The 20,083-nt window shown below is 59.8% G+C and carries 20 protein-coding genes; 2 read left to right on the forward strand and 18 right to left on the reverse strand.

Annotation, left to right across the window (positions count from 1 at the left end; genetic code table 11):
- Positions 1-19: 19 nt before the first annotated feature.
- Together MOV76_RS00570 and araD are read right to left on the reverse strand one after the other, a co-directional pair.
- On the reverse strand, positions 20-1,210 hold the full coding sequence (locus tag MOV76_RS00570) for an L-talarate/galactarate dehydratase (RefSeq protein ID WP_047619902.1): 1,191 nt from the start codon (positions 1,208-1,210) through the stop codon (positions 20-22).
- A 9-nt stretch (positions 1,211-1,219) separates the two neighbouring features.
- Entirely contained in the window at positions 1,220-2,956 is a 1,737-nt protein-coding gene (gene araD / locus MOV76_RS00575; RefSeq protein ID WP_018245654.1) for an L-arabinonate dehydratase, read from the reverse strand.
- Between the two features lie 141 nt (positions 2,957-3,097).
- Between araD and MOV76_RS00580 the strand changes: the two genes are divergently transcribed.
- A complete protein-coding gene (locus MOV76_RS00580) occupies positions 3,098-3,817 on the forward strand; it encodes a GntR family transcriptional regulator (protein WP_018245653.1) in 720 nt (239 codons plus the stop codon).
- Between the two features lie 27 nt (positions 3,818-3,844).
- Here MOV76_RS00580 and MOV76_RS00585 read toward each other — a convergent pair whose 3' ends face one another.
- From MOV76_RS00585 to MOV76_RS00620, 8 genes are all read right to left on the reverse strand, one after another.
- Positions 3,845-4,792: a 2-hydroxyacid dehydrogenase gene (locus MOV76_RS00585; protein WP_247263567.1), complete on the reverse strand. Its 948-nt coding sequence runs from the start codon at positions 4,790-4,792 to the stop codon at positions 3,845-3,847.
- On the reverse strand, positions 4,789-6,423 hold the full coding sequence (locus tag MOV76_RS00590; protein ID WP_247263568.1) for an ABC transporter ATP-binding protein: 1,635 nt from the start codon (positions 6,421-6,423) through the stop codon (positions 4,789-4,791). The genes MOV76_RS00585 and MOV76_RS00590 overlap by 4 nt, the downstream gene beginning before the upstream one ends.
- Entirely contained in the window at positions 6,416-7,342 is a 927-nt protein-coding gene (locus MOV76_RS00595) for an ABC transporter permease (RefSeq protein WP_018245650.1), read from the reverse strand. The genes MOV76_RS00590 and MOV76_RS00595 overlap by 8 nt, the downstream gene beginning before the upstream one ends.
- A 3-nt stretch (positions 7,343-7,345) precedes the next feature.
- The gene (locus MOV76_RS00600) at positions 7,346-8,260 is read right to left on the reverse strand and encodes an ABC transporter permease (protein ID WP_018245649.1); all 915 of its coding nucleotides are present in this window, start codon (positions 8,258-8,260) and stop codon (positions 7,346-7,348) included.
- A 164-nt stretch (positions 8,261-8,424) separates the two neighbouring features.
- Positions 8,425-9,294 carry a DMT family transporter gene (locus MOV76_RS00605; protein WP_247263569.1) on the reverse strand — a complete coding sequence of 290 codons (870 nt, stop codon included), beginning with the start codon at positions 9,292-9,294 and terminating at the stop codon, positions 8,425-8,427.
- A 271-nt stretch (positions 9,295-9,565) separates the two neighbouring features.
- Positions 9,566-9,847 carry a hypothetical protein gene (locus MOV76_RS00610; protein WP_018245646.1) on the reverse strand — a complete coding sequence of 94 codons (282 nt, stop codon included), beginning with the start codon at positions 9,845-9,847 and terminating at the stop codon, positions 9,566-9,568.
- A gap of 152 nt (positions 9,848-9,999) precedes the next feature.
- Complete coding sequence (locus tag MOV76_RS00615; protein ID WP_222335357.1) at positions 10,000-10,482, reverse strand: NUDIX domain-containing protein; 483 nt, start codon at positions 10,480-10,482, stop codon at positions 10,000-10,002.
- A gap of 24 nt (positions 10,483-10,506) precedes the next feature.
- Complete coding sequence (locus MOV76_RS00620) at positions 10,507-10,674, reverse strand: hypothetical protein (protein WP_018245644.1); 168 nt, start codon at positions 10,672-10,674, stop codon at positions 10,507-10,509.
- 237 nt (positions 10,675-10,911) lie between these two features.
- On the opposite strand from MOV76_RS00620, the gene MOV76_RS00625 reads away from it, so the two are divergent.
- On the forward strand, positions 10,912-11,592 hold the full coding sequence (locus tag MOV76_RS00625; protein WP_018245642.1) for a redoxin domain-containing protein: 681 nt from the start codon (positions 10,912-10,914) through the stop codon (positions 11,590-11,592).
- 109 nt (positions 11,593-11,701) lie between these two features.
- Here MOV76_RS00625 and MOV76_RS00630 read toward each other — a convergent pair whose 3' ends face one another.
- From MOV76_RS00630 to MOV76_RS00665, 8 genes are all read right to left on the reverse strand, one after another.
- A complete protein-coding gene (locus tag MOV76_RS00630) occupies positions 11,702-12,772 on the reverse strand; it encodes an ABC transporter ATP-binding protein (RefSeq protein WP_247263624.1) in 1,071 nt (356 codons plus the stop codon).
- 67 nt (positions 12,773-12,839) lie between these two features.
- A complete protein-coding gene (locus tag MOV76_RS00635; RefSeq protein ID WP_247263570.1) occupies positions 12,840-14,138 on the reverse strand; it encodes a D-tagatose-bisphosphate aldolase, class II, non-catalytic subunit in 1,299 nt (432 codons plus the stop codon).
- Positions 14,135-15,088, reverse strand: coding sequence for an SIS domain-containing protein (locus MOV76_RS00640; protein WP_247263571.1), 954 nt, complete (start codon positions 15,086-15,088; stop codon positions 14,135-14,137). Before MOV76_RS00640 ends, MOV76_RS00635 begins: the two co-directional genes overlap by 4 nt.
- Positions 15,089-15,099: 11 nt before the next feature.
- A complete protein-coding gene (locus tag MOV76_RS00645) occupies positions 15,100-15,933 on the reverse strand; it encodes a carbohydrate ABC transporter permease (protein ID WP_020493433.1) in 834 nt (277 codons plus the stop codon).
- Positions 15,934-15,956: 23 nt separating this feature from the next.
- The gene (locus MOV76_RS00650; protein WP_247263572.1) at positions 15,957-16,874 is read right to left on the reverse strand and encodes a carbohydrate ABC transporter permease; all 918 of its coding nucleotides are present in this window, start codon (positions 16,872-16,874) and stop codon (positions 15,957-15,959) included.
- Positions 16,871-18,127 (reverse strand): sugar ABC transporter substrate-binding protein, encoded by a 1,257-nt coding sequence (locus tag MOV76_RS00655; RefSeq protein WP_247263573.1) that lies wholly within the window; start codon positions 18,125-18,127, stop codon positions 16,871-16,873. Before MOV76_RS00655 ends, MOV76_RS00650 begins: the two co-directional genes overlap by 4 nt.
- Before the next feature lie 31 nt (positions 18,128-18,158).
- Positions 18,159-19,118 carry a BadF/BadG/BcrA/BcrD ATPase family protein gene (locus tag MOV76_RS00660; RefSeq protein WP_247263574.1) on the reverse strand — a complete coding sequence of 320 codons (960 nt, stop codon included), beginning with the start codon at positions 19,116-19,118 and terminating at the stop codon, positions 18,159-18,161.
- Positions 19,115-19,909, reverse strand: a complete 795-nt coding sequence (locus MOV76_RS00665; RefSeq protein ID WP_247263575.1) for a DeoR/GlpR family DNA-binding transcription regulator — start codon at positions 19,907-19,909, stop codon at positions 19,115-19,117. The genes MOV76_RS00660 and MOV76_RS00665 overlap by 4 nt, the downstream gene beginning before the upstream one ends.
- Positions 19,910-20,083 lie beyond the last annotated feature (174 nt).

Below are 20,083 nucleotides of genomic sequence, written 5' to 3' on the forward strand. Positions count from 1 at the left end.
TCCTTCTCCTCGTTCTCGTTCAGACGCCGAAGCTGCGGGTTTCCACTGTCCAGTCACGGGTTTTGCCCGTCAGGCTGCAACCAAGCCCCGGACGGGCCGGCACGATCATCCGACCGTCCCTGATATCGAGTTGTTCGTTAAACAGTGGCGCCAGCCAATCGAAATGCTCTACCCACGGCTCATGCGCATAGGCGGCAGCCAGGTGCAGATGGATTTCCATGGCGAAATGCGGCGCCAGGCGCATACGTTTCGCCTCGGCGTGCGTGCAGATGCGCAAAAAGGGCGTGATGCCGCCCACCCGCGGCGCATCCGGCTGAATGAAGTCGACGGCATCGGCCCGGATCAGCGCCATGTGCTCGTCGGCGCTTGCCAGCATTTCGCCGGTGGCGATCGGCGTGGCGAGTTCGCGTGCCAGTGCCGCATGGCCCTCGGCATCATAGGCATCGAGCGGCTCTTCGATCCATTCAAGATTGAGCGGCTCGACCATCCGGCCGAAGCGCAAGGCCGTCGTGCGGTCCCATTGCTGATTTGCATCGACCATCAGCGGAACACGGCCATCGATATGGCTGGTCACGGCATCAAGCCGGCGAAGGTCGATCATCGGGTCCGGCTGTCCGACCTTGATCTTGATGCCGCCGATACCGGCGGCGATCGAATGGTCGATGGCATCGCGGATTTCCTCGACGCTTGATGACAGGAAGCCACCGGAGGTGTTGTAGCAGGCAACACTGTCGCGATGGGCGCCAAGCAGTTTTGCAAGCGGCAGGCCGGCGCGTTTCGCCTTCAGGTCCCAGAGGCAGATGTCGATGGCGGCGATTGCCTGGGTTGCAATGCCGGAGCGGCCGACCGAGGCCCCGGCCCAGCAGAGCTTGTCCCAGATGCGCGCGGTATCGTTGGGATCTTCGCCAATCAAGTTGTCGGCAAGCTCGCAGGCATGTGCATAAAGGGCAGGTCCGCCTGCCCGCTTCGAATAACTGAAACCAAGCCCACTATGGCCAGCCTCGGAGACGATCTCGCAAAACAGAAAAGCCACCTGGGTCAGCGGCTTCTGCCGGCCCGTCAAAACCTTGGCATCGCTGATCGGCCGCGCCAACGGCAGGTAAACGAGCGACAGGGTGACCGATCGGATAGCGTCCAGCTTGGACGGACCGGCAGCGAAGCCAGCCTTGGGCGGCTGTGCGGGGATCGTGCGTCGATTGGGATCAAACATCGTGGTGCCTCAGTTGATAGCCGGTTCCGGCGTCTTGCCGCCGAATTCCGTCGTCAGGAAATCAAAGTCGCAGCCTTTGTCTGCCTGCTCGATATGGCTGGAGAACATAAAGCCGTAACCGCGCTCGTAATGCCGCGTCGGCGCCACCCAGGCGACCCGCCGCGCTGTCATTTCTTCTTCGGAAACCAGCATATTCAGACTGCGTGCCGGAATATCGAGCTCGACCATGTCCCCCGTTTTCAGCAGTGCCAGAGGCCCGCCAACATAAGATTCCGGTGCGACATGCAACACGCAGGCGCCAAAACTGGTTCCGGACATGCGGGCGTCCGAGATGCGTACCATGTCGCGCAGGCCGAGCTTCAACAGCGCCTTCGGCATCGGGATCATGCCCCATTCCGGCATGCCCGGTCCACCCTGCGGGCCGGCATTGCGTAGAACGAGAACCGTGTCCGGCGTCAGCGGATAGTCGGGATCATCGATGATCTTCTTCATCTCCGCATAACTGTCGGCGACCAGCGCCGGGCCGCAATGGCGATGGAATTTCGGGTCGCAGGCCGCTGGTTTGATAACTGCGCCGTCGGGACACAGGTTCCCCTTGAGCACGGCCAGCGAACCTTCGTGATAGACCGGGTTCGACAATGGCCGGATAACGTCGTCATTGTAGATCTTCACCTGGTCGAGACCATCCACCAAGGGTTTTCCCGTCACGGTAATCGCGGTTGGATCCAGCCTGTCGCCAAGCTGCTTCATCAAGGCGCGCAGGCCACCCGCATAAAAGAAATCCTCCATCAGGTAGGTCGAACCAGAAGGCCGGATGTTGGCGAGAACCGGCGTCGTGCGACCGATGCGATCGAGATCGTCGAGCTCCAACGGGACGCCGGCGCGCCGCGCCATGGCGATCAGGTGAATGATGGCATTGGTGGAGCAGCCGGTCGCCATAGCAACCGTGACGGCATTGTCGACGGCCGCCGGAGTGATGATCTGATCCGGCGTCAGATCCTCCCACACCATATCGACGATACGGCGCCCACAGGCCGCCGACATGCGCTGGTGGTTGGCGTCGGCTGCCGGGATCGAGGATGCGCCCGGCAGCGTCAATCCCATAGCCTCTGCGATGGCCGTCATCGTCGACGCCGTGCCCATGGTCATGCAATGGCCATAGCTGCGGGCGATTCCGCCTTCGATGCCCTGCCACTCCTCCTGGGTGATCGTGCCGGCACGCCGCTCATCCCAGTATTTGAAGCCGTCGGTACCGGAGCCCAGCGTCTTGCCGGCATAGTTGCCGCGAAGCATTGGGCCGGCGGGCAGATAAATGAAGGGAATGCCCATGCTGACTGCGCCCATGACAAGGCCCGGTGTCGTCTTGTCGCAGCCACCCATCAGAACGGCGCCATCGACAGGATGGCTGCGCAGCAGCTCCTCGGTCTCCATCGCCAGCATGTTGCGATAGAGCATCGTCGTCGGCTTGACGAAGTTTTCGGAAAGGGAAAGAGCAGGCAGTTCCATGGGGAACCCACCCGACTGAAGAATTCCGCGCTTCACCCATTCGGCGCGTTCACGGAAATGCATGTGGCACGGCTGAGCATCCGACCAGGTGTTGATCACGGCAATGATCGGCTTTCCCTGCCAGTCCTCCGGTGCGTAACCCATCTGCATGGTCCGCGACCGGTGGCCGAACGAGCGCTGATCATCCGGCAGCATCCATCGGGCCGACCGCAATTGCTCGTAGGTTTTCCTTGCGGTCACGGCTCTCTCCCACCTTTTCGCTTGTTTATCTCAGCGTTTGCACCAACTGATATTTTAGTTTGACAAATATATCAATGGAAAGTTTGCGTTCTTGTGCATTAGGTCGTGCAAAGCTATGAATGGACAAAAGGATGCCGCACCATGAATTCCCAGTTCGCCTCCACATTCGGCCTGACTGCACCCGGTTTTCCGGTCGTGGCCGGCAGCACGGTCCAGCGGGTCTATGATGATCTGCGAAAGCGCATCATCACCATTCAGCTACCGCCGGACACCACGTTGTCGCGCACCGAGCTTACGGAGACTTATGAAGTCAGCCAGACTCCCATCAGGGACGCATTGCAGCTTCTCAAACAGGAGGGTCTGGTTCGTATTTACCCGCAATCCCGCACTGTGGTGACCAGGATCGACGTCCTGCAAATTTACGAGGCACATTTCCTTCGCGTGGCGCTGGAAACGGAGGTTTGCCGCCGCCTCGCAACCGATCCGGATCCAGATCCGAGCGTCATCACGCGCGCCCGGTCGATCATCAAGATGCAGTCGGCAGTCGCTGACGACGCCGATCAGATCGCGATCTTCCAGGAGCTCGACGAACTCTTTCACCAGACGTTGTTCGCAGGCGCCAAGCGCAGCAGCCTCCACCAATTGATACGTGAGCGGTCCGGCCATCTCGAGCGCATTCGTCGTCTGCATCTGCCCGAAAAGGGCAAGATCGCGAGCATTCTCGATGGGCACCACGCCATCATCGATGCGATCGCCGCTCGCGACGAACAGGGCGCGGTCGATGCGATCCGCGAGCATCTCAGCCGCACCGTCGCAAAAGTGGAAGACATGCGGAAGGAGTTCCCGGACTATTTCGTGTGATCTGCCGCGCCGCGGGTTTTGCCGGCGTCAATTGACCGGCGTCAGCAGCGGCCTGCCTGCGAAAAAGGCGGCAAGGTTGTCGACCGTCAATTGCGCCATCCTGTCGCGCGTTTCCTCGGTACCGCTGGCATGGTGGGGATAGAGCACAACGTTGTCGAGCGCTGCAAAGCGCGGATCGGGATTAGGTTCGTTGAGGTAGACATCGATGCCGGCCGACGCGATCCGCCTTTCCTGCAAGGCCTTGATCAAGGCCGGCTCATCGACCACGGTGCCCCGGGCAATGTTGATGAAGCTGCCAGTCGGCCCGAGCGCATTCAGCACGTCCGCCGATATCAGTCCTTCGGTCGAGGGGCCGCCGGGGGTTGCAACGATCAGGATATCGGCCCAGTCGGCCAGTTTTACCGGCGCGTCGAAATAGGCAAAATCGTTGCCGGCTTTCTTCGTCCTCCCATAATAGCCGACCATCAGCCCGACAGCTTCGCATCGCTTGGCAATCGCCATTCCTATGCGACCGAGACCGACGATTCCGGCCTTCTTGCCAGAGGTCGATGTCGTCAGCGGCATCATGCCCTTTTGCCCCCAGTCGCCGGAGCGCACATAGCGATCGCCTTCCGGCAGGCGCCGGCGTGCCGCCAGCATCAGAAGCAATGCCATGTCGGCAACGTCGTCGCACAGCACCTCGGATGTGTTGGTGAGCTTGATGCCGCGCCGCGTCATGGCCTCGACATCCATCTGGTCGTAGCCAGCCGAGGAACAGGCGGCGAGCTTTAATGCCGGCAATTTCGAAAGCAGGGCTTCGTCGATTGTCACATGGCCGTTGCAGACCAGCGCGGAAGAGATCGGGCCGGCTTTCCGCAGGAGAGCATCCCGCTCTTCGCCTTTGACAAGATCCAGCCGGTGCAGCGTGTAGGTCTCTTCCAGCATCGCCATCTGATGGGGCCGGAGCGGATAGGCGACGATGACATCGGGCTTCATGCGGAAACGAGTCCTTCCTGTATGTGGCGGGCGGCGCGTCGGCTGGCCTGAACCTCCGGATCGGGATCGAGGCTCGCGGCAAGAAGCGCCTGCGTGTAGGGGTGGGAGGGCGCGTTGAAGATCTGTTCCACCGGACCCTCCTCGACAATCTCGCCGGCCTTCATGACGATGACACGATCGGCGAAATCACGAACCACCGGCAGGTCGTGTGCGATGAAGAGGTAGGACAGGCCGAATTCGCGACGCAGGCCCTCAAGCAAGGCAATCACCTGCGCCTGGATCGACACGTCGAGCGCCGAAACCGCCTCGTCGCAGATGATCAGTTTCGGCTCCATCGCCAGCGCCCGGGCAATCGCGATGCGCTGGCGCTGGCCGCCGGAAAACTGGTGTGGATACCGATCGGCCATATCCGGTTTCAGGCCAACCTTGACCAGCAACTCGGCCACTTTCTCCTTCCATCTTGCTTTCGGCAGGATATCCGGGTGAATGACCCAGGCCTCCGAAATCAACCGGAACACGCTCATCCGCGGGTTCAGTGACTGGGTCGGGTCCTGGAAGACCATCTGCAAATCGCGACGCAGCCCGAATATTTCTCGAGGGGTCATCGCAAGCAGATCGTTGCCGCGGTAGAGGACCTGGCCCTCCTGCGGATCGTCGAGGCGAACGATCGCCCGGGCAAGAGTTGACTTACCGGATCCGCTCTCACCGACAACGGCAACCGTCTCGCCGGGCATGATGACGAAGTCCACGCCCTTCAGCGCCTGGAATGCGCCAAAACTCTTTTTCAAGCCGATGGCGCGCAGCAGCGGTTCGCCCTGCCGGTCACGCTCTTGCACCATCGCACCCTTCCCGGGTGCTGCGGCTATCAGCTTCTTCGTATAAGCGTTCTGAGGATTGCGATAGACTTCGGCCGCATTGCCGGTTTCGACGACGCAGCCGGAATTCATCACCACGACCCGGTCGGCGATCTCGGCAACGACGCCCAAATCGTGGGTGATCAGCAACAGGCCCATGCCGGTTTCCTGCTGCAATTCCTGCAGAAGTTCGAGCACCTGCGCCTGTACCGTAACATCAAGCGCGGTGGTGGGTTCATCCGCGATCAGGATATCGGGCTTGCAGGCGATCGCCATGGCGATCATCAGGCGCTGCCGCTGTCCGCCGGAGAACTGGAACGGATATTTTCGCATCGCCGCCTGCGGATCGGTTATGCCGACGCGCCCGATCAATTCGAGCGCCCTCGCACCGGCACGCTCCGCCGACTGACCATGCGTCGTCATCATTTCGGTGATTTGCCAGCCGACCGGATAGACCGGGTTGAGATGGGCGAGCGGGTCCTGAAAGATCATGGCGATCTTGGCGCCGTTGATCGAGCGCCGCTCCTCGGGCGTCATTTCCAGCATGTCGCGCCCGTTGAGGAGAATGGTGCCGCTGGTGATCTTGCCGGGTGGCATGTCGATCAGGTTCATGATCGCCGAGGCCGACACGGACTTGCCCGAACCGCTTTCCCCGAGGATCGCCAGCGTCTCGCCGCGATCGAGATGCCAGCTGACATCCTGCACCGCCTTGACGGTCCCGCTGACGGTGTGGAACTCGACCGAGAGGTCACGCACTTCCAAAAGATGTTCAGCCATTTTTCCTGCCCCTCATTTCAAGGCGCCAGCGTTGCGTCGGATCGAGTGCGATGCGCAGCCAATTCGACAGAAGGTTCAGCGACAGCGTCGTCAGGATGATTGCAAGACCCGGCCAGAAGGAAAGCCACCAGGCATTGGTGAGATAGGGTCGTCCTTGCGCAACCATGAGACCCCAGGTGATCTCCGGCGCCTGAATGCCGATCCCCAGGAATGACAGGGAGGATTCCGCCAGCATGACGAAGGCGAAATCCAGCGTCGCGATAGTCACCAGCGTGGGGAAGATCACTGGCAGGATGTGATGGAAGACAATGCGCCAATACGATGCTCCCATGACCTTCGCCGCCTGCACGAACATCCGCTCGCGCACTTCCAGCACCTCGGCACGCGTGGTGCGCAGATAGATGGGAATGCGGGTGATCGCCAGGACGAGGACGATATTGGTGACCGAGGGCTCGAGCATGTAGAGCACGATCACCGCCAGAAGCAGTGACGGAAAGGACATGATGACGTCGCCGAGGCGCATGATCCATTGAGCCGCGGAAGAGCGGCTGTAACCTGCGACCAGACCGAGCGCCGTACCGACGACAGATGAGGCAAGCACGGCTGCGGCGGCAACCAGGATGGTGTTTTGCGCCGCCACGATGACACGGGCAAGAAGCGGCCTGCCCAGCGCATCGGCGCCGAGGACATAAAGCAATCCGCGGGTGATATCGAACGGCGGCGCATTTCGGCCCCGCAGGTTCTGCTTGGTGGCGATGGCCTCCAGCAGCAACGGGCCAAACAGCGCACAGAGCAGAACGATCAAAAGGAACAGGGCCGCGAAGAAAGCGAGCTTGTCCGCCCACAGCATCGTCAGCCAACGCCCGATCGGGCCGCTTGTTTTTTTCTCGGCGAGGATTTGTGTGTCGGTCATTGTCATCGCTCAATACCGGATACGCGGATCGAGCAGCGCATAGGCGATATCGATCAACAGGTTCATGATGAAGATCGCCAGCGCCGAGACCATGATGACGGCCAGCACGACGGCGAAATCGCGAAGCAGGATGGAATCGATCATCAGCTTGCCGATGCCGGGAAAGCCAAACACCGTCTCGACGACAACCGCACCGTTCAAGATGGCGGCCGCCTGGTCGCCGATGACTGTGATCACCGGCAGCATGGCGTTGCGCAGTCCGTGAATGAAGATGATTGAGTTCGAGCGGACCCCCTTGGCGCGGGCCGTCTTCACATAGGCGGAAGACAGAACACTGATCATCGAGCCGCGGACCACCTGCAGGATCAGGCCGAAGGGCCGGATGAACAGGACGCTGACCGGCAGGATCCAGTGCCAGATAGTTCCCGTTCCTGATGTCGGCAGGACATGCAGTTTGACGGCGAAAATGACGATCGCCACGATGGCCAGCCAGAAATCCGGCGCCGCGGCGCCGATCAACGAGAAGAAGGTGGCGAGACGGTCGAAGATGCCGCCGACGCGAAACGCCGCAAGCGACCCAATGACGATCGCGGCGATCGTGACCAGCACCATGGTGATGACAGCCAGCCAGAAGGTCCAGACGAAGGCCTCCAGCACGACATCCATGGCAGGACGGGCCTGTCGCAGCGACTGACCGAAATTACCTTGTGCAAGATCCGAGACATAACGACCGAACTGCATGATCAACGGATCGTTGAAACCGTTCATCTCACGGAATTGCTGGCGCATTTCCGTGGTCGCGTCGATCGGCAGATAGAGGTCGGTGGGATCGCCGGTCAGCCGGGAGAGGAAGAACACGATGACGATAAGCACCACGAGCGATACGCCACTGGCGATCGCGCGTTTGCCGATGAAACTCTTCATACCACTCCTCCCGAGTGAACCCATAGGGGCCGTGATGTCTCGTCTTCGTCTGTGCCGAAGCCACCTGTCATGCCCTCCGGCAACAGGCACGACTTCAAAATCAGTCGCTACAACTGAAATATTAGTTCATCTAAAATTTTTGTGAACCCCAAAAATGATCAGGGCTAATCAACCGGCGGCTTGCGTCGCCATGTGATACCGCGGGTTCCAATAAAGGCCGCGCCGATGATCACCGCCGCGCCGATCCACGTCTGTGCGGCCGGAACTTCCGAGAAAAATGAGAAGGCCATCAGGGCGACGACGGGCAGTCGGAGAAAGTCGAGCGGTGCCAGAACGCTTGCTGGCGCCATGCCGAAGGCACGCGTGATCAGCGTCATGTTCAGTGCTCCGAGGGCTCCTTGCATAGCAAGCAGCCCGAGTTGGCTCCAGGTCGGCATTGACCAGACCGGCAGCATGAGGATTACGCCAAGCGGCACCGTCGCTATCAGATTCCATGCAACCAGCCGGTCCGCACTATCCCTCAATGCCATCCGCCGCAGCATCAATTGGCTGGCCGCCGTCAAGACCGCTCCTGCCAGTGCAAAAAGCAGCCATTGGTCGAAACCGGACGCTCCGGGGCGAATGATGATCATGACGCCGACAAAACCTGCGACAATGCCTGCCACGCTGGAGATGCCGACATGTTCCTTGAGCACCAGCCACGCACCGAGAACGAGAAACATGGGCATGGTGAAATTGATCGCCGTGGCATCGGCGAGTGGTGCGTGCGCAAAGGCGACGAACAATGCGACCAGTGAGGCAAGCTTCAGACCCGCGCGCACGACATGCAGAACACGATAGGGTGAGGCTTCCAGGTCGACCCGTGACACGATCCAGGGCGTGACGACAAGAAGTCCGAAAAACGACCGGAAAAAGCCGATCATCAATGGATGCACGTCGCCGGCCAGCAAGCGTACGATGACTGCGTCGAGACTATTTAAGAAAGCGGCGGCCACCATCATGCATACGGCAAGGCCCGTGCGACCAGGCTGCATCACGCTTCCCCTGATCGAAGAAAGGCGAACCCCGCCATATCGACCATTCGATACGGCTGCGCGTTGAACCGGCAATCCATGAGAAATAAAGCCTTCCTGGCGTGTCTGCTAATCTCCGGGCTCCCAACGGTGCCGCGGCGGAGACCGCTCGTTCTCCTAGGGTCCGGCAGCATCCGTTATCCCCAGCGCGGATTAACGGCTTTATCTCAATCCATCAACCGCCGTCCACACTGACACAGCGCATTGCTGACAGGGCCGCCCTCGCCCTCGGCTAGTGGACCACTCGGTTCGGTTTCGCGCGGTTCGAGAATTGGTGGACGAGCATGATGCCCTGCTCAAGCAGCAACTCGGCCGCCTGCAGATCGCGCGGCGTGAGATCGCCGGATAGTCCGCGAATCGTATTCGCGACGCAGATGGAGTTGGCGACGAAGCGGGCGTCGCCCTCACCTTCTGCCTCCTCGGCCGTTGCTTCCAAGGCGTCGGCGACGGTGTCGAGCAGGCTCGAGCGTTCGACAAGCGTCATGTCGTTCAGGGTTTTGGAAATGCCGTTCATGATTGTCTCCTCGCGCGTGCCCAAGGCGGATCGCAGCTCCAATTTCTCGATTTCAGTCACATGGCGTGACTGTCAGATAGGATTGCTGTCTTCAGAAGCAACTCATGGCTGCCGCGCACCTCACGCATGAGTGCAGTGAGATGACGGCTCGATCAATAACTTCGGGCCGCTCGTTCCAGATGCGTCAGGAGGTCGGGAAGCATTGGTCGCTGCCCTTTCAAGAGCTTTATGGCTGCGTCGGGCAGGGAAAACCATCCCGCACGATCAACCTCTGGAAAGCTCTTTACCCGCCCTGACCGTGGCGGCCATTCCATTTGAAATTCGGAACTCTGTATCGCATTCACGTCCAGTACCGGATCGGCTTCGATCGACCAAGCGATAACTATCTTTCCGCCAGGTTGTCGGTATTCGCCCAACGGTGTGAACCTGCCATTGACCGCTATATCAAGCTCTTCGGCAGTCTCCCTTATTGCCGCCGCGAGCTCGTCTTCTCCAGCCTCGACCAGCCCTTTCGGGATCGACCACGCAGCCTCGTCTTTCCTAGCCCAGAAAGGGCCGCCCGGATGGACGAGAAGGACTTCGATGTCCCCGGAAACACGCCGGTATATCAAAAGTCCGGCGCTACGGATGACCATCGCCTTGTGCCCCTCTTGTGTCGATCACGAGGCCAGGCATTCCTCACAGATGCCGCAGCCGTCATCATCCATCCACCGACGCCGGCGCTTGCAGCAAAGGCAAGCAGCACCGTCTGGTTGTTCTTTTATGTCTTCCGGAGGAATGATCTCGATCGTCGTGTCGAATAGAGTGTCAGCCACAAGTTCCGCCATCTCATTGCTCCATTAGTCTGTTCTAAATAAGATAGGAGCGGCGATCGATACCGGCAAGCTCTCGACGACGTCAGGCGGTTCAATGAAAGGGTCAGCTTCGACGCCGGTCAGAGCGGCAAATGCCATGCCGAACCACATTCGGCGATCTCAACATCGAACACTGGGCCTTCTTGCGACACAAGTGGTATAGTCAAATTTCGGTCGTCCACCTGGACGATACGACAAAGGAATTATTCCATGGGAGACCAGAAACGCCCGCTGCAACCAGGAGAAACCGCCCCCGCCTTCGCACTTGCCACGGCCAACTTCGACGGAACCGTCTCTTTCGCCGACTTGAGCGGTCGCCCGTTCGTCATCGGGTTCTTTCGCGGGCTGCACTGCCCGTTCTGCCGGCGCCAGTTAGAACAGCTTGCCAGCGTACAGCCGACCTTGCGCGCCGCCGGTGTGGAGACCGTGGCCGTTATCAACACGCCGGTGGAACGTGCCCGCCTGTATTTCCGCCACCGGCCGACGCCAATAACGCTTCTGTGTGACCCCGACTGCCGCACGCATCGAGCCTACGGTGTGCCGCATGGCGAGTTCCTGCCCGAAGGGAGTTGCGAGCAGCCCGAATGGCCTTATGGTGCAACGATGGCGCAGTTCCTGGCGGCACGCATCAACCCCACGGGCGAGCTGCCGGAACCGCTGCACCCGATGGAAGCCAACACGATACTCAACGCCAAGGACGGCTTTGAGCTTGACGAAGCCGATAATGCGATCTTCGCGAACCATGCTACCCAGCTCGTCGGGCACTTCCTGGTCAATGCGAACGGCACCATCGGCTGGGTACAAATCGAGGCGCTCGACGGACCGAACAGCCTCTCCATCTTCCCGACCGCGGCGGAGATCATCGCCGCCGCTGGCAGCCCTGGACACTGACCCGCACCGAATCGTCCGCCAGCGTTGCTGCACGATGTCGAATGAGGGCGACTCTCCGACCTGTCATCAGCTTGAACTCCATGTCACGTTCTGCCGGAAAATCATCAGGTTAGACGGACCTCAACCGCCTTTCGGTTCTCGCGTCGAACAGATGCAGTTTGCTGAGATCTGGGGCAATGACGATCTGGTCGCCGGCGCGCAGATCAAGGCGCTCTCTTACCGTCGCAACGAGGTGATCGGCGCCAAACTTCGTGGTTATCTGGATCTCAGCACCAGTAGGTTCAACGAGGACGACCTCAGCGGTAGCAGGACCTTGTCCGATTGTGAGATGCTCAGGGCGAATGCCGTAGATAATCTGCGCGCCGCGTTCCAATGACGCTGCTTCGGGCAGTGGTAACCTACCTCCGCCGTCCGCGATCAACTCCAGCGGCCCCGAAGTGCTGACCTGCCCTCGAATAAGGTTCATCGCCGGCGAACCGATAAAGCCGGCCACGAAAAGGTTTGCCGGTCGGTCGTAGAGATCCAACGGCGAGCCTATCTGCTCGACGAAGCCGTCCCGCATCACAACAATCCGATCGGCCATCGTCATCGCCTCGATCTGATCGTGGGTGACATAAATGGTCGTTGTCTTCAGTCGCTGATGCAGTTGCTTGATTTCGGAACGCATCTGCACACGCAGCTTCGCGTCCAGGTTCGACAATGGTTCGTCAAACAGGAAGACCTGCGGATTTCTAACGATGGCACGGCCCATCGCCACGCGTTGGCGTTGGCCACCCGACAGATTTCTCGGATATCTGTCGAGCAGATGCTGGAGCCCCAGAATTTCAGCGGCCTCTCGAACACGCTGCCTGGTCTGTTCCTTGGGTGCTTTCGCCAGCTTCAGCGAAAAACCCATATTCGCCTCGACTGTCAGATGGGGGTAGAGCGCATAGGACTGGAAAACCATCGCGATATCGCGTTCTTTTGGCGCGACATTGTTCACGATCTTGCTGCCGATCGAAATCCGACCAGCTGAAATCTCTTCGAGGCCGGCGATCATCCGCAACAATGTCGACTTCCCGCACCCGGACGGGCCGACCAGGATAACGAACTCGCCGTCTTGGATATCAATATCCACCCCATGCAGAACTTCGAAGTGACCGTAGCTCTTGCGGGCATTCGCCACACTTACTGACGCCATAACTTTCTCCGGCTGAATATTGATATCTTCGGGACGCAGCCGCTCGTGTGACACGGCTGTCGATTGCTCATGGGCTTGCCGTGGCGGCTGAATAAGGCGCCAATACCGCGTCGACCGCAGCAAGGCAGAGCTCGCGGGCCTTCGGAGCGACCCGCATTGACACCACGTCAGAATATAGTCGGCCGAGATATTGGCTGATCAGAGTTTCGGGAATTTCATCAGGAAGCCGGCTGAACAATTCACCGACCGCGGCGGATGCTCGAGGATCCGGCCAGTAATAGCGAATTCGATCACTATAGCTGAAATGCCGTTGCAGTCGCTGCTCATCGGGACTGCCGCCATAGTGGCCCGCCCAGCTTGCCGGTTGCTCAACCATGATTTTTTCCATGGTCGTCATCAGTCCGGTTCGTGGCGTCTTCCCTGCAAGCACATCAGCGATTGCATCGAGACCGTAGAGGGCTTCGCGCAGCGCGAACGTCAGCCCTGGTCCGACCTTGAGGATTGCAAAGCCGCCGTCAACGAGAGCAGACAAGGCTTCGGCCGGCTGGTAGTCGGTGGAATGTGCTTCGAAAACCAAGCCCGGCATGTCGTCGAGCGAACGAATGAGGCTCTTGGCCCGTTCAGGCTTGTAGAGCGCCACGTCCGTGTTGCCGAATTCCACACCCGGCTGAACCACTATCCCAATGACCCGCTCCATCGCCGACGCCAAACCTGCCTCGGCAAACGACGCCCGGTGAACCGCGAGGGTTTTCATCGCCGCATCGGCTCGCGTAATTTCGATCTCTTCGAGTGCGTGCGTTGCACCACCCGGAGGCGGCACCTCGGTTCCGATGATATAGACCGGCGGACGGCGGCCTGAACGAAGAGCGGCCTCTTCGGCGGCTTTTGCCAATCGAGCGGCCCGCGCCGCGGTCAATTCGTCATCGAGCGCCGTTGGTTCACCGGCACAGCCCATCGACGTGTCCAGGTGAATCTTTTCGAACCCTGCCTCGACATAGGCCGTCACCATAGCCATGGCGCGCAACATTGCCTCCTCGGCCGCCAACGTCCTCCATGGGTTGGGGCCGAGATGATCGCCTCCCAGGATGATGCGTTCGGCTGGAAAATCAGTCGCTGCGGCGACGTTCTCGATGTACCGGCGAAAGTCCACCGGCGTCATCGCGGTATAGCCGCCCTCCTGATTGACCTGATTGCAGGTGGCTTCGATGAGGACCGCCCGGTGCTCCATGCCGGCACGCCGAAGGGCTGCCTCAATGACCAGCGGATGAGCCGAGCAGACCGAAGTGACGCCATGTGGAAAGGGCAGATTTCCGGCACCGAAAAGCTTTCGCAACGCGATCTGCCGGTTCTCTTCGATCCTCGTCATGCGAGCGTCACAACCTTCGTCAGGTGACGGGGAGAAACCGTATCGATTTGCCGAGTCTGCGCGGCCCGTTCGCCGAGGACCTGCAGCGCCGGAAGGACAACGAGACCCGCAAGTGACAGATCGACATCAACGGCGAGTTCCAGATCGCCCGGACCACCCACACCGATGACAACCGCGCCTTTTTCTCTCAGTTCTCCCACCAGTTTCGTCTCCGCCTCCCTCTGGTCGGAGCTGTACAGCATGACTGCAACCGTCTTCCCGTCAACGAGGCTGATCGGCCCATGCCGGTATTCCAGCGGGTGGAAGGCCTGGGTCATGATCTGGCTCATTTCCATGAGCTTGAGCGCTCCTTCCAGCGCGACGCCGAAGAGGGGTCCCCCACCGAGAAAGACGAAGTGCGACCGGTCGGCGATAATTCCAGGCAGCGCGGCATCGAGAGCGCTCGCGAGCTGGCGAGCCGAATTCACGACAGAGACAGGAACCTTCTGCCCGATCATCTGCAAACCGAGAAGGACCATGAGGCTCGCCGATACCGTCATGACGATACCTTCGTCCGGATGGGTTTCGGCCGCGACCATCCGATCGCAATTTTTCGCAAGAGTGCTTTCCGGTTCGACCGTTATCGCCGTCACGAAGGCGCCGGCGGCCCGGCTTGCTTTTGCTGCGGCGACTGTTTCTGTCGTCTCGCCGCTGCGGGAAAGCGCGACGACGTGCGTGTTGCGCCACTCCGGCCAGAAGGCCGAGGGGCGGTTTTGCCATTCGGCGCCGGGCACCGCGATTGCCTTTCGTCCGGCCAAATTGGCATAGGCTGCCAGCGAAAGTGCAAGATTGAAAGACGTGCCACAGCCGACGAAGACGAGCAGCTCCGCCCTATCGGCAGCTGAATTCGAGCCGATCGCCTTCTCCCAGTAGGGGAATTGCTCGAAAATAACTTTTTCGGTCGTGTTCATGAAGTCTCCGATTATTTGACTGAACCAGCCAACAGGCCGCTGACGAGGTAACGGTTGAGGAAAATGACGACGAGGGCGGGAATGACGATGGCGATCGAGCCGCTCGCCGTGATGAGGCCGTAGTCGATGAAGTTCTTGGTTACGAATTCCGGGATCAGAACGGTCAAGGGCTTCGTTGCCTGCGGCGAAAAAATGAGCGGTACGAGATACTGTCCCCATGCACCAAGAAAGGTGAGGATCGCCGCTGCCGTCAGACCCGGTCCGGCCAGCGGCAGGACGATATTGAAGAAGATGTAGAGCCGGCCGGCTCCGTCGAGTTGCGCCGCTTCCTCCAGTGCGATCGGAAGAGCTTCGAACACGCTCCGCAGCAGCCATAACGACAGGGGCAGGAAGGCCGAGACATAGATCAGCGAGACGCCCACATAGGTATCGACGAGATGCAGCTTGATCATGATCTGATAGAGCGGAATCAAGACCGCGTAGGCAGGAATGGCCAAAGTCGCGACGACAGCGACAAAAAGCACTTTGCGGCCAGGAAACTGAAGCCTGGTGAACGCGTACGCGCCAAGAGCGGATATCGCGACGCAAAGCAGCGTGGCAGCGATTGATGTCACCACGCTATTGAGCAACGCGGCCCGGAACTGTTTGAATACCTCAACACCTCCGATCCGCGCGATATTGATGCCAAGCAGCCGTGAGTAGTGATCGAGCGTAAAGTGCTGCGGAAAGAAGTTGATCGGTCGGGTCGAAAAGTCGTCGCTGGGCGTAACCGAACTCGCGATGGTCCAGTAGATCGGCCCTAAAGACCAGATCAACAGGACAACGACGCCGGCCCAAATCATCATTCGATAGGCAATGGTGGATTTCATCAGTCGAACCGTGTGTTGCGGTAGACACGAAGGACGTAGACCAGCGAAATCAGCAGAGACACGAGAGTGATCACGACCGATAGCGCCATGCCATACGAGAAGCGGAGATTCTGGAAGGTTTCGAGGTAGATCTGGACGAGCACCGGTCGGGTCTCGAGGCTGGCACCCGCCAGAACCCAGGCCTCGTCGAAGAGATTGAAAGCATTCACGGTTGCGTTCGTCATGGCGACAGCGATCGCACTGCGAACCAGCGGAAGGGTTACCCATCCGAACATCTGAACGCGCGTCGCTCCATCGATTCGCGCAGCCTCATAGAGATGAGCAGGGATACTCTGCATCGCCGCAAGGACGATGACGATCGTCAAAGGCATCATGCGCCAGACGTGGACGATTGTTACGGCGACGATGGCGCTTGTGCGATCGTTGAACCAGACGTGATTTTCGAAGGGGAGCCCGAGCGCCGAAAGAATGCCGTTCAACAGACCCGCACCAGGTTGATAAATCCAAAGCCAAATGACCGAATTTACAACGCCGGGCAGCGCCCAGGGCAAGATCACTGCTGCGAGAACCCACTGCCTCCCGACCTTGATCTGATTGATGAGAGCGGCGGCAAGAACGCCAAACACGGTTTCGGCGACGACGGCCAGAACAACGTATGTGAGCGTGTTGCTCCAGGTGGTCGCGAGCTGGCCATCCGATAGCATTCGGCTGTAGTTTTCCAGGCCGATGAATGGAGTGCCGGCCTGCATGGGGTTGACCCTGTGCAGGCTGTCCCAGACGGTTCTTCCCATCGGGTAGAAGACCAAAGCTGCCATCGTGATAACGATGGGCGACACCAACAGCAAGCCGAGTGTGGCGTCGGCGTTGAAGCCGACCCCACGCTTGCTCGTGGCCCCTTCGGACGCCAAAGCGGTCATTGCGCCATTGCCTGCTTGGCGGCGGAAGCGATAGCCTCCATCGCCTGGTCGACGCTCATCTGTCCCTTGGCAGCGCTATTGATCGCTGTGTTTACGCCGCTGGAAAATTGCGGATACCAAGGCGGCGTGCCTTGCGGGAAGAGCGGCTCAACGGTTTTGGACTGTGCCACGAGAGCATCGCCGCTGTTCAGCTTTCCAGACTCGTTGAGTTCGGAAAGCGCCGACGTGCGGGTCGGCAGGAAGCCGTTCACGGCATTCTTCTTCTGGAAGTCCCTGCTGGTGAACCATTTGACGAAGGCGATCGCCGCCTCCTTGTTGGGAGAGACGTTTGGAATAGCCAGCGCTTCTGGAAGGCCGAAACTGCGCGTTTCACCACTCGCCGTCGGCACGAGGATCGCTTCAACCTGGCCGGCGACTTTCGACTGCTTCGGGTCGCTCATCTGGCCGAGACGACCGGGCTCACCGGAGATCATGATGCTGGTGATGCCCTGCCCGAACATGCTCTCATTGATCTGGCTGTCTTTCAAGCCGGTAGACGCCGGATCGACCAGCCCTTCTTTGAGGAGCATCAGCTCGAAAGCAAGCGCCTTGTAACCAGCCGAATCCGGCGAGGTGAAGAGCGGATTGAAGTCCTTGTCGAAGAGTTCGCCACCGAAGGCCTTGGTCAGCAAGTACCAGCTCGTTGACGCGCCTTCGGTTGCTGAAACCGGCAGGCCGATCGGATACTCGACAATGCCCTTTTCCTTGATCTTCTTGGCTGCAGCGACCAGCGCATCCAATGTTTTCGGCATCTCGGTGATGCCTGCATCCGCGAAATGCTTCTTGTTGACGAGCATCACCCGGAAGTCGTTGGTGTAGGGGATACCCAATAACTTGCCGTCGACGGTGAAGATCTTCGCAACACCGATATCTTTCACGGTGTCGGCGTCGATCACATCGTCAAGCGGCATATACCAACCGGCGGCGCTGAACTGACCGGTCCAGGACCAATCGAATTCGGTCACATCAGCCGGCGCTGTCCCGGCAACCAAAGCTGTCACCAGCTTCGGGCGGATGTCGTCCCAAGACAAGGTCTGCAGGTCGACGTGAATGCCGGTTTCGGCCTCGAAGTCAGAGGCGATATTCGGTCCCTGCGGCGATGGCATGAGCACCGTGATCGACTGGCCGGCAAGCGGCTTGGCGTCCTGGCCAAGAGCGGGTACGGCGATTGCCAGGGCTGCTGATGCAAGTAGAGGCAAGATCAATTTATGCATGTTCCCATCCTTCATTATTCTTGAGCTCAATTCACTGGGATGCGCAGTCACCGCCTTCGGCCGTGGCCACCATTTGCCCGAACCAGCCGTCGTCTAACGGCCAGTCGAGAAGCTGGGCGGCAGCCAGAAGCGCGCCGCCAATGGGGGGAAGTTTCGGCAAAGCCGGAGGCCTGCCAATACGGCGTTCAAGCGCCTCCAGAAGTAGCCGGCTCGAAAAGGTACCGCCGGCATAGGTCCAGCCGGAATCCGGATCACAATGGCCGGCAATTGCCGCATGATGCTTCGCCAGTTCATCGGCGGCCTGCTCGATCAACCCGATCGCCCCTTTGTCGCCGCCAAGTGCGACCTGATCGACGAGGGCCGAAATTGCTGCAATGTCTGCCCGTGGATTCGCCAAGGAGCTGGCCCAATCGCCGAGGCCATTCATGGGATTGCTCGGGTCGATGCGAAGGTGGTCAAACAAGGCCTTTGCGAGAGCCGTTGCCGGAGCACGCCCGTCCAAGCTTTGGCTGACAAGGTTGAGCGCCCTCTGTCCGATCCAATGGCTGCTGCCCTCGTCGCCGATGAGATCTCCCCAGCCGCCAGTGCGCGCCGACTGGCCTTCAGAATTGCGCGCCCATGCCATTGAACCCGTGCCGGAAAGAATGAGGATACCCGGCTCACCCGCAAAAGCACCGAGATGCGCCGCGTCGACGTCGTTGAGGACGCGCCGGTGGACGTTTGGGAACAGGCGCTCGATCGCATCCCGTTGTAGAACCGACAGGCGCTCAACCTCCCCGTAGGCGGGCAGCGCTGCGGCGACGGCCGCCAGATTTCCTTCATCGCAAAAGGGAAGGAGATGCTGCTCCAGCTCCTGGAGCCAATTCGGATTGTCCATGGGATTGACCCCGTGGCCGCGGGAACGCCGCAATATCCGGCCACGCTTGTCCGCGAGGGCAACCAGCACCTTGCTTCCGCCACCGTCGATGCCGAGGATCAGCGCGTCGCTCACTCTTTCGCCCTCAGATCGGCGATCGTTGCGTCGACGCCGAAGTTGACAAGCTCGTCGCGCCAATGCCGCGAAAGCCCGGAATCGGTAATGACTTTCGCGGTGTCCAGCGGCGCGACCTTGTAGGTCGCCGTGGTTCCAAATTTCGAGGAATCGGCCAGGACGAAACGATTGGCCGACCGAGCCAGCATGCGCTTGTTGAGGCTCGCTTCCGCACTGTCCACGCTGTAGATCGCGCCGTCGGAACTAATGGCGCTGGCGCCAAGAAAGAGCTGGTCGAACCATAAAGTTTCCAGCATTGCCTCCGCCTGAGGTCCGACAAGCGACGCATTCTCGCTACGGAGCTGACCGCCGAGAAGCACCACCTCCAAATTCGGAATATTCAGGAATTCCTGCGCTACAGTCAGGCCGTTGGTGAATATCCTGAGCGGCATGGGGTTGATGCGAACGAGGCGCGCAAGCTGCAGGACGGTCGTTCCCGCGTCGAGAAAGATTGCCGTACGCGGATGAAGCAGATCGTAGGCCGCGGTGGCAATCGCCCGCTTGGCCGAAAGATGGCGCTTTTCCCGCTCCTGAAATGCAACCTCAACCGAAGATCCTTCGGCAATGCGCGCTCCACCATGCACGCGATCAATGGCCCCCTCCTGCTCAAGGATCTGCAGGTCTCTACGAACCGTGGCGAGCGATGCTCCGATGGCATCGGCAAGAGCCTGGATGGTCGAAAAGCCGTTCGCGTAGAGGTGGCTGCGAATGGCATCCAGCCGATCGACCTTCACTCCGACTGCCTGGCTCAACGAAAATCTCCCTCACGATCCATCCCAAGTTCGATCACATTTTCATTTCAAATGATCAGTGTCAATCAATTTTCTGACGTTTTGTGATTTATTGGATGAGAGCCGGAATGAAAAAAGGCGCGCCGTGAATTCACGGCGCGCCACTAACGAATGAACTGCCATCCCGAGCAGCGC

The sequence above is a fragment of the Rhizobium sp. PRIMUS64 genome (genome assembly GCF_023006465.1).
In the GTDB taxonomy this organism is placed as follows: Bacteria; Pseudomonadota; Alphaproteobacteria; order Rhizobiales; family Rhizobiaceae; genus Rhizobium; species Rhizobium leguminosarum.